The organism is Telluria sp. ZB4P36 (assembly GCF_059685865.1).
This window is the reverse complement of the sequence record NZ_JCASIE010000028.1, coordinates 15,910-31,252: the sequence shown is the minus strand read 5'-3', so window position 1 is coordinate 31,252 and position 15,343 is coordinate 15,910. Positions and strand designations below refer to the sequence as shown.

The window sequence follows — 15,343 nt, the reverse complement described above, 5'->3', positions numbered from 1 at the left end:
GCTTGATTACAAATGCCCTAACAGGCCACCAAGGCCAGAGGATTCGACGTGTCTGCTCTCCAGCTGTTTCGCCGTACCCGCACCGCATATATTGCTCCGTTCATTGCGCCGCTCGTCCTTGCCCTGCTGACCGCCTGCGACAAGCCCGCACCCGAGCCTGAGGAGGTGCGCCCGGTGCGCGCCATCCAGCTGGCCGCCGGCAACGGCGTCGAGCGCGTCGAGTTCTCGGGCGACGTCCGTCCGCGCTACGAGTCGCGCCTGGGCTTCCGGGTCGGCGGCAAGATCGTCGAGCGCAAGGTCGATGTCGGCGCCAACGTCAAGGATGGCCAGGTCCTGATGCGGCTCGACCCGCAAGACCTGCGCCTGGCCGAGGCCCAGGCACGCGCCAGCCTGCGCGCCGCCGAGACCGAACGCGACCTGGCCCAGGCCGACTACAAGCGCCACCAGAACCTGCGCGCCCAGAACTTCGTCAGCCAGGCGGTGCTCGACGCCAAGCAGGCGGCCTTGCGGGCGGCCCAGGCCAACGTGGATGCGGCGCGCGCCGGCTTCCGCGGCCAGTCGAACCAGGCCGGCTATGCCAACCTGGAATCGGATGCCGACGGCGTGGTGACGGCGGTGGACGCCGAGGTCGGCCAGGTGGTGGCCGCCGGCGTGCCGGTGGTGCGCGTGGCCCGCACCGACGATAAGGAAGTCGTGATCGGCATCCCCGAAGACCGGGTCGGCCAGCTGCGCCAGGCCACCGACGTCAAGGTGCGCCTGTGGGCGAACCGCCAGGTGGCCATCCCCGGCAAGATCCGCGAGGTGTCGCCGGTGGCCGATCCGGCCACCCGCACCTACACGGTGAAGGTGTCGATTCCCGCCAGCGCCGAGACGCGCCTGGGCATGACCGCCACCGTCGACATGGCGGTCGCCGACGACAAGGGGAGCGGCACGCAACTGCGCCTGCCCTTGAGCGCGCTGGTGCAGGACAAGGGCGCGACCAGCGTCTGGGTGGTCGAGAAGGGCGCGGTGCAGCTGCGGCCGGTCCAGCTGGCGGGCCAGTCGGGCAACGAGCTGCTGGTGGCGGGCGGCGTGCAGCCGGGCCAGACCATCGTGACGGCCGGCGTGCACCTGCTCAAGCCGGGCCAGAAAGTCCGCATCCTGACGGCGGACGTCTCGCGCCGCGGCGACACCGAAGCCGCCGCGGCTGGCGGAGCCGCGAAATGAGGGGTTTCAACCTGTCGCGCTGGGCACTGGAACACATCCCGCTCACGCGCTACCTGATCGCGGCACTGCTGATCGGCGGCATCCTGAGCTACCAGCAGCTGGGCCAGGACGAAGATCCGCCCTTTACCTTCCGCGCGATGGTGGTCAGCGCCGTGTGGCCGGGCGCCACCGCCGTGCAGATGGCCGAGCAGGTGACCGACCCGCTCGAGCGCAAGCTCCAGGAAACGCCCTATATCGACCGCATCCGCAGCTTTTCCAAACCGGGCGAGACCACCATCATCCTCGAGCTGCGCGAATCGACGCCGCCGCTTGATACCGCGCCCACCTGGTACCAGGTGCGCAAGAAGATCGGCGACATGGCGGCCACGCTGCCGCAGGGCGTGATCGGGCCCTTCTTCAACGACGAATTCGGCGATACCTACGGTTCCATCTTCGCGCTCTCGGGCGACGGCTTCACCCAGGCCGAGATGCGCGACTATGCCGACTTCGTACGCCAGCAATTGCTGAAGGTGCCGCTGGTCTCCAAGGTCGAGCAGTTCGGCGTCCAGGAAGAGAAGCTCTACATCGAGTTCTCCAGCAAGAAGTTCGCCCAGCTGGGCATCCCCTTCGAGCAGATCGTCAACCAGATCGCCACCCAGAACCAGGTCGAGGCCAGCGGCGTGCTGGTGACCCCGAGCGACAACCTGCAGGTGCGCGTCACCGGGGCGTTGAAATCGGTCGAGCTGCTGGAAAACCTGCAGCTGCGCGCCGGGTCAACGACGTTCCGGCTGGGTGATTTCGCGATCGTGAAGCGCGGCTACCAGGATCCGCCCAAGGACAAGATGCGCTTCAACGGCAAGGAAGTGATCGGCCTGGGCGTTTCGATGGAAAAGGGCGGCAACATCATCAAGCTGGGCAAGGGCCTGGACGAGACGGTGGCGCGCGTGCGCGCCCAGCTGCCGGTCGGGATCGAGCTGGAACGCGTGTCGGACCAGCCGCAGGCCGTCACCGCCTCGGTCGATGAATTCATCAAGGTGCTGGTCGAAGCGGTGATCATCGTGCTGGCCGTGTCCTTCATCGCCCTCGGCCTGCACACCAAGCCGAAGCTGCGCATCGACGTGCGCCCCGGCCTGGTGGTGGCGCTGATGATTCCCCTGGTGCTGGCGATTACCTTCCTGTTCATGCGGGTGCTCGACATCTCGCTGCACAAGATCTCGCTCGGGGCCCTGATCATCGCCCTCGGCCTGCTGGTGGACGACGCCATCATCGCGGTCGAGATGATGGTGCGCAAAATGGAAGAGGGCATGTCGCGCTTCGAGGCGGCCACCTTCGCCTACACCTCGACCGCGATGCCGATGCTGACCGGGACCCTGATCACGGCCGCGGGCTTCCTGCCGATCGGCCTGGCCAAGTCGGCGGCCGGCGAATACACCTTCACGATGTTCTCGGTGAATGCGCTGGCCCTCCTGATCTCCTGGGTGGCGGCGGTGGTGTTCACGCCCTATATCGGCTACGTCCTGTTGCGTGTCAAACCGCACGGGCAGGGCGAAGCCTCGCACGACGTGTTCGACAGTCCGGCCTACGAGCGCTTCCGGCGCCTGGTGCACCGCTGCGTCGAGTGGCGCAAGACCACGATCGCCCTGAGCCTGGGCGTGTTCGCGCTGGGCGTGTTCGGCTTCAATTTCATCGAAAAGCAGTTCTTCCCGGATTCCAGCCGTCCCGAGCTGATGGTCGAGATGTGGTCGCCGGAAGGCACCAGCTTCGCGGCCAACGAGGCTGTCGTGAAACGCTTCGAGGGCTTCCTGAAGCAGCAGCAGGGCGTGCAGAGCGTGACCAGCTATGTCGGCACCGGCAGCCCGCGCTTCTACCTGCCGCTGGACCAGATCTTCCCGCAGTCGAACGTATCGCAACTGGTCGTGCTGCCGGTTGACGCCGAGGCGCGCGAGGCGCTGCTGCGCAAGATCGAGGACGCCTTCCGCAACGACTTCCCGGAGGTGCGCGGGCGCGTGAAACTGCTGCCGAACGGGCCGCCGGTGGCCTATCCGGTGCAGTTCCAGGTGCTGGGCCCGGACATCGGCATCGTGCGCGGCGTCGCCGACCAGGTCAGGGAAGTCATGCGCGCCAACCCGAACACGGTGGGCGTCAACGACAACTGGAACGAGGCGGTGAAGGTGCTGCGCCTCGACCTCGACCAGGACAAGCTGCGCGCCCTCGGGGTCACTTCGCAGTCGGTGCGGCGCGTGATCAATACCACCCTGAGCGGCACCCCGGTCGGCCAGTTCCGCGAGACCAACCGCCTGATCGACATCGTGGTGCGCCAGCCGCTCGAGGAGCGCTCGACCATCACGCGCCTGTCGGAGGCCCTGGTGCCCACCGCCGGCGGCGGCGCCGTGCCGATCGGGCAGGTGGCGCGCGTCGCCTTCGTGTGGGAGCCGGGCGTGGTCTGGCGTGAAGGACGCGAGTGGGCCATCATGGTCCAGTCGGACGTGAAAGCGGGCATCCAGGGGCCGACCGTTACCGCGCAAGTCGACGAAAAGCTGGCCGCGATCCGCGCCAAGCTGCCGGCCGGCTACCGGGTGACCGTGGAAGGCGCGGCGGCCGACAGTTCGGATGCGGAAGCCTCGATCATGGCCAATGTCCCGCTGGTGCTGTTCATCGTATTCACCCTGCTGATGCTCCAGCTGCACAGCTTCTCGCGCTCGCTGCTGGTCTTCCTCACCGGCCCGCTGGGCATCGCCGGGGCGGCAATGGCGCTGCTGGTGTTCGGCCGGCCGTTCGGCTTCGTGGCGAACCTGGGCGTGATCGCACTGTTCGGCATGATCATCCGTAACTCCGTGATCCTGGTCGACCAGATCGAGCAGGACATCGCCGCCGGGGCCGAGGCCTGGGACGCCATCGTCGAAGCGGCGGTGCGGCGCTGCCGGCCGATCCTGCTGACGGCCGCCGCGGCGGCGCTGGCGATGATCCCGCTGTCGCGCTCCGTGTTCTGGGGGCCGATGGCGGTGGCGATCATGGGTGGCCTGCTGGTGGCGACGGCGCTGACCCTGCTGTTCCTGCCGGCGCTGTATGCCGCCTGGTTCAGGGTGAAAAAGCCGGTTGGCGCCAAGCTCCCGTGAGCCCGCGTAGATGGAAGAGCTCTACACTCTATATAGAAGAGCTCCCAACCCCCGCACGCCTAGAAAAAAGCGTCCAATAGTGACAGAAAATCCAGTAAAATAACCGGCTGAAGTTGTAGCCCCTAAACAGAGGAGTGCAGGGCGGCCGGTTTCACTGTCGGGCGCCCTTTGTTTTTGTGGCAAAAAATGCAATCCTGCGCGAGGATGGCGAAATTGGTAGACGCACCAGGTTTAGGTCCTGACGCCAGCAATGGTGTGGGGGTTCGAGTCCCCCTCCTCGCACCACGAATAATTATTTTTTTGGACGATTTTTATAATGGCAACTGCAGTCGAAACCCTGGGTAAACTCGAGCGTCGCTTGACGATCACTTTTCCGGTAGCTGACGTCCGTAGCGAGGTCGAAAAGCGCCTCAAGAAGCAGGCCAAGACGGCAAAGGCCCCGGGCTTCCGCCCAGGCAAGGTGCCGCTCAAGATGGTCGCTGCGCAATACGGTTACCAGATCGAATCGGACGTGCTGAACGACAAGGTCGGCCGCGCGTTCAATGACGCCGCCAACGAGAACCAGCTGCGCGTTGCCGGTTTCCCGAAAATCGAGCCGAAAGAGGAAGCGCCGGAAGGCATGCTGGCCTTCGACGCAACCTTCGAAGTCTACCCGGAAGTCGTGCTCGGCGACCTGGCCAATGTCGACATCGAAACCGTGTCGGCCGACGTGACCGACGCCGAGATCGACAAGACCATCGACATCCTGCGCAAGCAGCGCGTGCACTACCACACCAAGGGTGAGGCAGGCGAGCACGGCGACGGCGGCGAGCCGGTGGCCGCCAACGGCGACCGCGTGACCGTGGACTTCGTCGGCCGCATCGACGGTGAAGAGTTCGCCGGCGGCAAGGCCGAGAACTACGCCTTCGTGCTGGGCGAAGGCCGCATGCTGCCGGAATTCGAAGCCGCGACCATCGGCCTGAAAGTCGGCGAGAGCAAGACCTTCCCGCTGCCTTTCCCTGAGGACTACCACGGCAAGGACGTGGCCGGCAAAACCGCCGAGTTCACCATCACCCTGAACAAGCTCGAGTGGGCCCACATGCCGGAAGTCGACGCGGAATTCGCCAAGTCGCTCGGTATCGAAGACGGCTCGATCGAGAAGATGCGCGAAGACATCAAGACCAACCTGCAGCGTGAAGTCAACGCCCGCGTCAAGGCCCGCAACAAGGAAGCCGTGATGGACGCCCTGGCCAAGGCTACCGACCTGGAAGTGCCGAAGGCCATGATCCAGCAGGATTCGGAGCGCCTGGCCGAGATGACCCGCCAGGACATGATGCAGCGTGGCATGGACGTCAAGGCGATGCCTTTCCCGGCAGAGATGTTCGCCGACAAGGCCGAACGCCGCGTGCGCCTGGGCCTGATCCTGTCGCAGCTGGTCTCGGACAATAACCTGCAAGCAACTCAAGAGCAGGTCAAGGCCCAGATCGAAGACTTCTCGCAAAGCTACGAAGATCCGAAGGAAGTCCTGAAGTACTACTACAGCGACCGCCGCCGCCTGGCCGAAGTGGAAGCTCTTGTATTGGAAGAAAACGTCGTTAACTATGTCCTCGGCAAGGCGAAGGTCGGCACCAAGACCATCGCTTTCGATGAACTGATGGGTGGCAACCCACAGGGCTAAAGAATAGCTGGTCCGCAAGGACGTTGTGGTTTAATGGGAGGGCGGGCAGCTTCGCTGTCCGCCCTCCGTGTCTGTGCAAACCACGCGCACCTGCTAAGATTGGACTTCTGAACCCCTTTTTAATAGGAACGAGACAGGTATGATTCGTAATCCGGCATTGGATACCCAAGCCCTCGGCCTCGTGCCGATGGTGGTCGAACAAAGCGGCCGCGGCGAGCGCGCCTATGACATCTATTCGCGCCTCCTCAAGGAACGCGTGATCTTCCTGGTCGGCCCTGTCAACGACCAGATGGCCAATTTGATCGTGGCACAGATGCTGTTCCTGGAAAGCGAGAACCCGGACAAGGACATCTCGCTGTACATCAATTCGCCGGGCGGTTCGGTCTCGGCGGGCCTGGCGATCTTCGACACCATGAACTTCATCAAGCCCGACGTGTCGACCCTGTGCACCGGCCTGGCCGCCTCGATGGGCGCCTTCCTGCTGGCCGCCGGCGCCAAGGGCAAGCGCTTCTCGCTGCCGAATTCGCGCGTCATGATCCACCAGCCGTCCGGCGGTTCGCAGGGCATGGCGTCGGACATCGAAATCCAGGCCAAGGAAATCCTGTACCTGCGCGAGCGTCTGGCCCGCATCATGGCCGACAACACCGGCCAGAGCATCGAGCAGATCCACCGCGATACCGACCGCGACCGTTTCATGTCGGCGGAAGAAGCAGTCGAATACGGTATGATTGACCGCGTCCTGACCAACCGCGCCTGAGCGCGTTGCGACATCGACCAAGGTGTTGCCAAAAAACGCCCGGGCGGAACGACGTTCGGGCGTTTCGTTTTTATTTCAGGTAGCATGTTCGTGTGCGCACTTGTTGCGTATCCGTATTAGCGATATATTCATTGCAATTCATTAAATTACCTGCCCCATGTCTGACAAAAAATCCTCCAGCGGCGAAAAACTTCTGTACTGCTCGTTCTGCGGAAAGAGCCAGCACGAAGTCAAGAAGCTGATCGCGGGACCGTCGGTGTTCATCTGCGATGAATGCATCGACCTGTGCAACGACATCATCCGCGACGAGACCTCGAACGTCGAATCGGTGGCGGGCGCCAAGTCCGATCTGCCGACTCCGCACGAAATCACCGAGCTGCTCGACCAGTACGTGATCGGCCAGCAGACGGCCAAGCGCATCTTGTCGGTGGCGGTGTACAACCATTACAAGCGCCTGAAGCACCTGGGCAAGAAGGACGACGTCGAACTGGCCAAGAGCAATATCCTGCTCGTGGGTCCAACCGGTTCCGGCAAGACCCTGCTGGCCCAGACCCTGGCGCGCATGCTCAACGTTCCCTTCGTGATCGCCGACGCGACTACCCTGACCGAAGCCGGCTATGTCGGCGAGGACGTCGAGAACATCATCCAGAAGCTGCTGCAGAGCTGCAACTACGAAGTCGAGAAAGCTCAGCGCGGCATCGTCTACATCGACGAGATCGACAAGATCTCGCGTAAATCGGACAACCCGTCGATCACGCGCGACGTGTCGGGCGAGGGGGTGCAGCAGGCCCTGCTGAAGCTGATCGAAGGCACGATGGCGTCGGTGCCCCCGCAGGGCGGCCGCAAGCATCCGAACCAGGACTTCGTCCAGATTGACACGACCAACATCATGTTCATCTGCGGCGGCGCCTTCGACGGCCTGGCCAAGATCATCCAGAACCGCTCCGAAAAGAGCGGCATCGGTTTCGCCGCCACGGTCAAGAGCCAGACCGAGCGTGCAGCCAGCGAAATCATGATGGACGCCGAGCCGGAAGACCTGATCAAGTTCGGCCTGATCCCGGAACTGGTCGGCCGCCTGCCGGTCGTGGCGACGCTGAACGAGCTCACCGAGGAAGCGCTGATCCAGATCCTGATCGAGCCCAAGAACGCCCTGATCAAACAGTACTCGAAGCTGCTTGAAATGGAAGGCGCCGAACTCGAAATTCGCCCTGCGGCCCTGCACGCGATCGCCCGCAAGGCGCTGGCGCGCAAGACCGGCGCCCGCGGCCTGCGTTCGATCCTCGAACACGCGCTGCTGGACGTGATGTATGAATTGCCGAGCCAGCAAAACGTGGTCAAGGTCGTGATCGATGAAAATACGATCACGAACGCCGCAAAACCTTTGCTGATTTACAGCGAAACGCCAAAAGCATCCGGCGAAAACTGAAAAAAGACGCGCACTCTTGCCACAAAAGTCTTGCCGTACGGATTCTTGAGCGTACAATTTACCTCAATAATAGACGTAGGCTTCAATCGAAAAGCCACTCGCGGGAGCCCTCGCGTAGTGGCTTTTTCATTTGAAAAGACGACTTTTATTGGAACGGCTATATTTTCACTTAATTGATAATCTTTTACCGGTAGAAAATATATTCGCGGTGGTCTTGAGATTTACGCTGCGAGCGCCCAAGTTCAGCAACACGTTTCTATAAGGTATGCCATGACAACTACGAAATTAACCGAGCAAACGACGCTGCCTCTCCTGCCGCTGCGCGATGTGGTCGTGTTCCCGCATATGGTGATACCTCTGTTCGTCGGCCGTCCGAAATCGATCAAGGCCCTCGAAGCCGCGATGGAGCAGGGCAAGAGCATCATGCTTGCCGCGCAAAAGGCCGCAGCCAAGGACGAACCTTCCGCCGCAGACATCTACGAGATCGGCTGCGTGGCCAATATTCTGCAAATGCTGAAGCTGCCGGACGGTACCGTGAAGGTCCTCGTCGAGGGCGCCCAGCGCGCGCGCATCGACCAGATCACCGATGGCGCCACCCACTTCACGGCCGAGCTGACCCCGGTCGCCTCGGAAATCGGCGACGATTCCGAAGTCGAGGCCATGCGCCGCGCCATCGTCCAGCAGTTCGACCAGTACGTCAAACTCAACAAGAAGATCCCGCCGGAGATCCTCGCTTCGCTGGCGGGCATCGACGACGCCGGCCGCCTGGCCGACACCGTCGCCGCGCACCTGCCGCTCAAGCTCGAGCAGAAGCAGGTCATCCTCGAGATCTTCAACGTCGCCAAGCGCCTCGAGCACCTGCTCGGCCAGCTGGAAGGTGAACTGGACATCCTGCAGGTCGAAAAGCGCATCCGCGGCCGCGTCAAGCGCCAGATGGAGAAGTCGCAGCGCGAGTACTACCTGAACGAGCAGGTCAAGGCCATCCAGAAGGAACTGGGTGAAGGCGAAGAGGGCGCCGACATCGAAGAGCTGGAGAAGAAGGTGATCGCCGCCAAGATGCCGAAAGAGGCACTGGAAAAGGCGCAAGCCGAGATCAAGAAGCTCAAGCTGATGTCGCCGATGTCGGCCGAAGCCACCGTGGTGCGCAACTACATCGACACCCTGGTGTCTCTGCCGTGGAAGAAGAAGTCGAAGGTCACCATCGACCTCGAGAAGGCCCAGCAGGTGCTGGAGTCGGATCACTACGGCCTCGACAAGATCAAGGAACGCATCCTCGAGTACCTCGCGGTGCAGCAGCGCGTCGACAAGCTGAAGGCGCCGATCCTGTGCTTCGTCGGTCCTCCAGGCGTGGGCAAGACCTCGCTGGGTGAATCGATCGCCCGCGCGACCAACCGCAAGTACGTGCGCATGGCGCTCGGCGGCGTGCGCGACGAGGCCGAGATCCGCGGTCACCGCCGTACCTATATCGGCTCGATGCCGGGCAAGGTGCTGCAGTCGCTGTCGAAAGTCGGCGTGCGCAACCCGCTGTTCCTGCTCGACGAGATCGACAAGATGGGCGCGGACTTCCGCGGCGACCCGTCCTCGGCCCTGCTCGAGGTGCTGGACCCGGCGCAGAACCATACCTTCAGCGACCACTACGTCGAAGTCGACTTCGACCTGTCGGACGTGATGTTCGTGGCGACCTCGAACTCCTTCAACATCCCGCCGGCGCTGCTGGACCGGATGGAAGTGATCCGCCTGTCGGGTTACACCGAGGACGAGAAGACCAGCATCGCGCAGCGCTACCTGCTGCCGAAGCAGATCAAGAACAACGGCCTGAAGGAAGGCGAGATCAAGGTCGAGGAATCGGCGATCCGCGACATCATCCGCTACTACACCCGGGAAGCCGGCGTGCGTTCGCTCGAGCGTGAGATCTCGAAGATCTGCCGCAAGGTCGTCAAGATGCTGCTGCTGACCAAGTCCGAAAAGCGCATCCTGGTGAACGGCAAGAACCTCGACAAGTTCCTGGGCGTGCGCCGCTACGACTTCGGCGTGGCCGAGAAGGAAAACCAGATCGGCCAGGTGGTCGGCCTGGCCTGGACCGAGGTGGGCGGCGACCTGCTGACCATCGAAGCCGTGAACGTGCCGGGCAAGGGCGCGATCATCCGCACCGGTACCCTGGGCGACGTGATGAAGGAATCGATCGAGGCGGCCCGCACCGTGGTCCGTTCGCGTGCGCAGCGCTTCGGCATCAAGGCCGAGGCCTTCGAGAAGACCGACATCCACATCCACGTACCGGAAGGCGCGACGCCGAAGGATGGCCCGTCGGCCGGTATCGGCATGACGACGGCGCTGGTCTCGGCCTTCACCGGCATCCCGGTGCGCGCCGACGTGGCGATGACCGGCGAGATCACGCTGCGCGGCGAAGTCCTGCCGATCGGCGGCCTGAAGGAAAAGCTGCTGGCGGCGCATCGCGGCGGCATCAAGACGGTCCTGATCCCCGAGCAGAACGTGAAGGACCTGGCCGAGATCCCGGACAACGTCAAGAACAAGCTCGAGATCGTGCCGGTGCGCTGGATCGAGAAGGTGCTCGAGATTGCGCTGGAGCGCCAGCCGGAAGCCCTGGCGGACGTGCCGGCAGCCGTGGCCGTGACCCCGGCGCCGGCTGCGGAAGGTTCAACCGAAGTGGTCAAGCACTGATCGCAGTACGTGATCGATAAGACGGGCGCTTCGGCGCCTGTTTTTTTTCGTGCCTGCCGCGCGCATGAAGTGACGTATGCATGCAACCGACACCGGCCTCCACGGATGTTGCTTGACAGACCAATGTTGCCCTTGTTTAATACGCGCTTGCACTTTTGCAGGAAGGCGCCGCGGCGTCCAACGTATAAACGAGGGTTAGAGTGAACAAGACAGAACTGATCGAAGAAATCGCGAAGTCCGCGGACATTACCAAGGCCTCGGCGACCCGTGCTCTCGACGCGATGATCGAAGCGGTAACCGAGTCCCTGAAGAAGAACGACAGCGTCACGCTGGTCGGCTTCGGCACCTTCACCGTGGGCGAGCGCGCCGCACGCACCGGCCGCGATCCGCGCACCAAGGAACCGATCAAGATTGCAGCTGCAAAGGTTCCGAAATTTAAGGCTGGTAAAGCGCTGAAAGATGCTGTAAACTAATGCCTTCTCTGCAGTGACACGCAGGGGGCACTAGCTGAAAAGCTAATGCGATGAAGTGTTTTTGTTGGAGCGGTAGTTCAGTTGGTTAGAATACCGGCCTGTCACGCCGGGGGTCGCGGGTTCGAGCCCCGTCCGCTCCGCCAACATCCACAACATTTAGTCTGGAGCGGTAGTTCAGTTGGTTAGAATACCGGCCTGTCACGCCGGGGGTCGCGGGTTCGAGCCCCGTCCGCTCCGCCAGAATTCAGTAAGGTCCGGAGTCTGCGAAGGCTCCGGAATACAAGAAGGGGCGAACGCGAGTTCGCCTTTTTTTTTAACTTGTGCTGTTAAAGCATTATCAACCTTGAATGGCTGACCATGTTTGATTTTGTCCGTAACAACAAGCGCGTGATGCAGGGCCTGCTGCTGGTCCTGATCGTGCCTTCGTTCGTGTTAGTCGGTGTCGAGAGCTACCAGGACCGCGGCGACGCGGCCACCGGCGTGGCCACTGTGGCCGGCCAGAAGGTCACCCAGCAGGAATGGGAAGAAGCCCAGCGCCGCCAGATCGACCAGGCGCGCCAGATGATGGGCCCGCAGTTCGACCAGAAGATGTTCGAGACGCCGGAAGCCAAGCAGGCGATCCTCAACAACCTGGTGGCCGAACGCGCCATCCGCGCCGAGATCGCACGCAGCAACATGAGCGTGGGCGACGCCGCCCTGGCCAAGAGCATTGCCGAGATCCAGGCCTTCCGCAAGCCGGACGGCAGCTTCGACATGGAGCAGTACAAGGCCGCCCTGGCGGCCCAGGGCATGACCCCGGCCATGTTCGACCAGCGCCTGCGCAGCGACCTGACCATGCAGCAGCTGTCTAACGCGATCCAGGCGACCGCCTTCGCACCGCGCTCGGTAAGCGCGCGCCTGTCGGACATCAGCGACCAGGAACGCGAAGTCCAGGAACTGCAGTTCCCGATCGCGCAATTCCTGCCGCAGGTGAAGGTCACCGACCAGATGGTCAAGGCCTACTACGACAAGAACGCCCAGCTGTTCACAATACCGGAGCAGGTAAAGGCCGAGTACGTCGTGTTCGATGCCGCCGCCGTCGAAAGCCAGGTGCAGGTGACGGACGCCGAAGTCACCGACTACTACAACAAGAATCTCAAGAGCTACACGACGCCGGAACAGCGTAGCGCGAGCCACATCCTGATCAACCTGGCGCGCGACGCCAAGCCGGCCGACCAGGCCGCCGCCAAGGCCAAGGCCGAAGCGGTGCTGGCGGAAGTGCGCAAGAACCCGGCGAACTTCGCCGAGATCGCCAAGGCACAGTCGCAGGACCAGGGTTCGGCCCAGGCCGGCGGCGACCTCGGCGTGGTCGAGAAGGGTGCCTTCGTCAAGCCGGTGGAAGACGCGATCTACGCGCTGAAGGAAGGCGAAGTCAGTGGCGTGGTGCAGTCGGAATTCGGCTACCACATCATCAAGCTCACTTCGCTCAAGGCCGCCGAGCAGAAGCCGCTGCTGGCCGTCAAGGATGACATCGTCGCCGACCTGAAGAAGCAGAAGATGTCAAAGCGCTATTCGGAAATGGCCGAGACCTTCACCAACATGGTGTACGAACAGTCGGAGAGCCTGAAGCCGGTGGCCGACAAGCTGGGCCTGAAGATCCAGACCGTCGACAACCTGACCCGCAAGCCGAACCCGCAACTGGGCCAGGCGCCGTACAACAACGAGAAGTTCCTGGCTGCGCTGTTCGGCACGGACGCCGTCAAGAACAAGCGCAACACCGAAGGCGTGGAAGTGGCGCCGGGCGTGCTGGTCTCGGGCCGCGTGCTCGAGTTCAAGCCGGCCACCAAGCGTGCGCTGGCCGACGTCGACGCCCAGATCCGCCAGCGCGTGACCCTGGAAGAAGCCGCCCGCCTGGCGCGCGCCGCCGGCGAGCAGAAGCTGGCCGCGGCCAAGGCCTCGGGCGATGCGAGCGGCTTCGGCGAGCCGAAGCTCGTGACCCGCACCAAGGAACCGACCATCAACACCACGGCTGCGGTCGCGGTGCTGAAGGCCGATGCGACCAAGCTGCCGGCCTACGTCGGCGTGGAGATCCCGGGCCAGGGCTATGGCGTGTACCGCATCAACAAGGTATCGCAGCCGGCTGCGCCGGACCTCAACCGCCGCAAGCAGGAAGCCCAGCAGATCTCGGGCGTGGTGGGCCAGTCGGAGCTGTTCAACTACGTCGAAGCACTGAAGACCAAGGCCAAAGCCAAGATCAACGTGCAGCCGTCCCAGCTCGGCGTCAAGACCGACGGCGAGTGATCGCCACGAAGTAGCAAGGCATGAAAAAGCCCGGCTGTGTGAGCAGCCGGGCTTTTTGCTTTACAAGGCGCCGAACGGCGTCTCAGGCAGCGTGCAGGCGGCGCGCCGCCGCGACGAAATCATGCTCGGCGATGTCGTTCAACTCGAGGCTCTCGGCCTTCGGAAACTGCGCGAAATTCCGGTCGATCGACCGCAGGTAGGCCGGATCGTAGTGCTCCACCAGCAGCTGGTCGACCAGCTCCGCCATGGCCCCGCTGTTGGCCATGTCGTGCCAGGCCTTGATCTTTTCGTTCCCGTGCAGCTGCGCCAGGTGGGCCAGCTGGCCGGTCAGGGCGTCGGGGTTCTTGCAGAAGTGCGCGTAGTCTTCCATCAGCAGCCGCACCCGGTTCTCGCGCGACAGCGACAGCGAGATGCAGCGCGAGGCGCGCATGCGTTCCATCACCGCGTCCGGCACGCGCAGGTTGCCGACCTTCTTGCTCTCGGATTCGACGAACACCGGCTTGGATGGATCGAAGCGGCGCAGCTTGTCCCAGATCTGGCTTTCGAACATTTTTTGGGTCGGCTGGGGTTCGTCCGGCAGGTGACCGAGCACCGAGCCGCGGTGGGCCGCCAGGCGTTCCAGGTCGAGTACCTGGGCGCCCAGGCGGTCGAGGGTTTCCAGCAGCCGGCTCTTGCCGCTGCCGGTGGTGCCGCACACCACGCGGAAATCGAGTTCCGGCGGATTCTCCAGCGCCGTGGCCACGTGCGCGCGGAAGGCCTTGTAGCCGCCGTCGAGCTGCACCACCGGCCAGCCGACCTTGGCCAGGATGTGGGCCAGCGAGCCGCTGCGGTTGCCGCCGCGCCAGCAGTAGACCAGCGGTTTCCAGTCGCGCGGCTTGTCGGCCCACAGGGTCTCGATGTGGCGCGCGATGTTGGCCGCCACCAGCGGCGCACCGAGCTTCTTCGCCTCGAAGGCGCCGACCTGCTTGTACAGGGTCCCGACGCGGATGCGCTGCGCGTCGTCAAGCACCGGGGCGTTGACCGCGCCGGGAATCCGGTCGAGCGCGTATTCCGACTCGCTGCGCGCGTCGATGATGGTATCGAAGGTATCGAGTTCGGGGAGAATGTCGGCGAAGCTCAGGACGGCAGGGTATTTCATTATTCTTTCACGAGCGGCGCGAATTGCGGCCAGATGTTGTTCAGGATGATGGGGTGGGCGGCGGCGGTCGGGTGCAGGCGGTCCTGCTGGAACAGCGCCGGCTTGTCGGCCACGCCTTCCAGCATGAAGGGCACCAGCGGCGACCTGGTTTCGCTGGACAGCTTCTTGAACATGTTGAAGAAGCTCTCGGTGTAGGCGCGCCCGTAGTTCGGCGGCATGCGCATCCCCACCAGCACCACCTTCGCCTTCTTCTGCTGCGCCATGCTCACCATCGCGCGCAGGTTGCTTTCGGCCGAGGCCACCGGCAGGCCGCGCAGGCCGTCGTTGGCGCCCAATTCGAGCACCACGATGTCGGGCCGGTGCTGGTCGAGCAGGGCCGGCAGGCGGGTGCGGCCGCCGATCGTGGTCTCGCCGCTGATGCTGGCGTTGACCACCCTGGCCGGGATCTTCTCGGCCTTGAGCTTCCGTTCCAGCAGCGCCACCCAGCCGGCGCCGCGCGTGATGCCGTATTCGGCCGACAGGCTGTCGCCCACCACGAGGACGGTTTTTGGTGCAGAATAAGCGCTTGCCGATGCTGCCAGGGTCAGGCAGGCAGCAACAGCCAACTTTTTAAGACTTTCTAACATCATTCG

At 63.4% G+C, this 15,343-nt stretch carries 10 protein-coding genes and 3 tRNA genes; 11 read left to right on the top strand and 2 right to left on the bottom strand.

The features are described 5' to 3' along the window. Positions 1-48: 48 nt before the first annotated feature. The 11 genes from AC56LK_RS23565 to AC56LK_RS23515 all read left to right on the top strand — a co-directional run bounded on the left by AC56LK_RS23565 (position 49) and on the right by AC56LK_RS23515 (position 13,573). Complete coding sequence (locus AC56LK_RS23565; RefSeq protein ID WP_497186883.1) at positions 49-1,206, top strand: efflux RND transporter periplasmic adaptor subunit; 1,158 nt, start codon at positions 49-51, stop codon at positions 1,204-1,206. Beyond that, positions 1,203-4,301 (top strand): efflux RND transporter permease subunit, encoded by a 3,099-nt coding sequence (locus AC56LK_RS23560; RefSeq protein ID WP_497186882.1) that lies wholly within the window; start codon positions 1,203-1,205, stop codon positions 4,299-4,301. The genes AC56LK_RS23565 and AC56LK_RS23560 overlap by 4 nt, the downstream gene beginning before the upstream one ends. A gap of 198 nt (positions 4,302-4,499) precedes the next feature. Further along, positions 4,500-4,586 (top strand) — tRNA-Leu (locus tag AC56LK_RS23555). A 31-nt stretch (positions 4,587-4,617) separates the two neighbouring features. Then, positions 4,618-5,958 carry a trigger factor gene (gene tig, locus AC56LK_RS23550; RefSeq protein ID WP_497186881.1) on the top strand — a complete coding sequence of 447 codons (1,341 nt, stop codon included), beginning with the start codon at positions 4,618-4,620 and terminating at the stop codon, positions 5,956-5,958. 139 nt (positions 5,959-6,097) lie between these two features. Continuing rightward, positions 6,098-6,715 (top strand): ATP-dependent Clp endopeptidase proteolytic subunit ClpP, encoded by a 618-nt coding sequence (clpP, locus tag AC56LK_RS23545; protein WP_436106107.1) that lies wholly within the window; start codon positions 6,098-6,100, stop codon positions 6,713-6,715. Between the two features lie 157 nt (positions 6,716-6,872). Continuing rightward, positions 6,873-8,141: an ATP-dependent Clp protease ATP-binding subunit ClpX gene (clpX, locus tag AC56LK_RS23540; RefSeq protein WP_436106106.1), complete on the top strand. Its 1,269-nt coding sequence runs from the start codon at positions 6,873-6,875 to the stop codon at positions 8,139-8,141. A 270-nt stretch (positions 8,142-8,411) separates the two neighbouring features. Then, on the top strand, positions 8,412-10,820 hold the full coding sequence (gene lon / locus AC56LK_RS23535) for an endopeptidase La (protein WP_497186880.1): 2,409 nt from the start codon (positions 8,412-8,414) through the stop codon (positions 10,818-10,820). A 200-nt stretch (positions 10,821-11,020) separates the two neighbouring features. Continuing rightward, the gene (locus AC56LK_RS23530) at positions 11,021-11,293 is read left to right on the top strand and encodes an HU family DNA-binding protein (RefSeq protein ID WP_227803043.1); all 273 of its coding nucleotides are present in this window, start codon (positions 11,021-11,023) and stop codon (positions 11,291-11,293) included. Positions 11,294-11,359: 66 nt separating this feature from the next. Further along, positions 11,360-11,436: transfer RNA gene (locus tag AC56LK_RS23525), tRNA-Asp, on the top strand. A 20-nt stretch (positions 11,437-11,456) separates the two neighbouring features. Then, positions 11,457-11,533, top strand: a tRNA-Asp gene (locus AC56LK_RS23520). A 117-nt stretch (positions 11,534-11,650) separates the two neighbouring features. After that, positions 11,651-13,573, top strand: a complete 1,923-nt coding sequence (locus tag AC56LK_RS23515; protein WP_497186879.1) for a SurA N-terminal domain-containing protein — start codon at positions 11,651-11,653, stop codon at positions 13,571-13,573. Positions 13,574-13,655: 82 nt separating this feature from the next. Here the strand turns inward: AC56LK_RS23515 and mnmH are convergent, their stop codons facing one another. Together mnmH and AC56LK_RS23505 are read right to left on the bottom strand one after the other, a co-directional pair. Beyond that, the gene (gene mnmH / locus AC56LK_RS23510; protein WP_497186878.1) at positions 13,656-14,711 is read right to left on the bottom strand and encodes a tRNA 2-selenouridine(34) synthase MnmH; all 1,056 of its coding nucleotides are present in this window, start codon (positions 14,709-14,711) and stop codon (positions 13,656-13,658) included. Then, positions 14,711-15,337: an arylesterase gene (locus AC56LK_RS23505; protein ID WP_497186877.1), complete on the bottom strand. Its 627-nt coding sequence runs from the start codon at positions 15,335-15,337 to the stop codon at positions 14,711-14,713. The genes mnmH and AC56LK_RS23505 overlap by 1 nt, the downstream gene beginning before the upstream one ends. Positions 15,338-15,343: the final 6 nt, after the last annotated feature.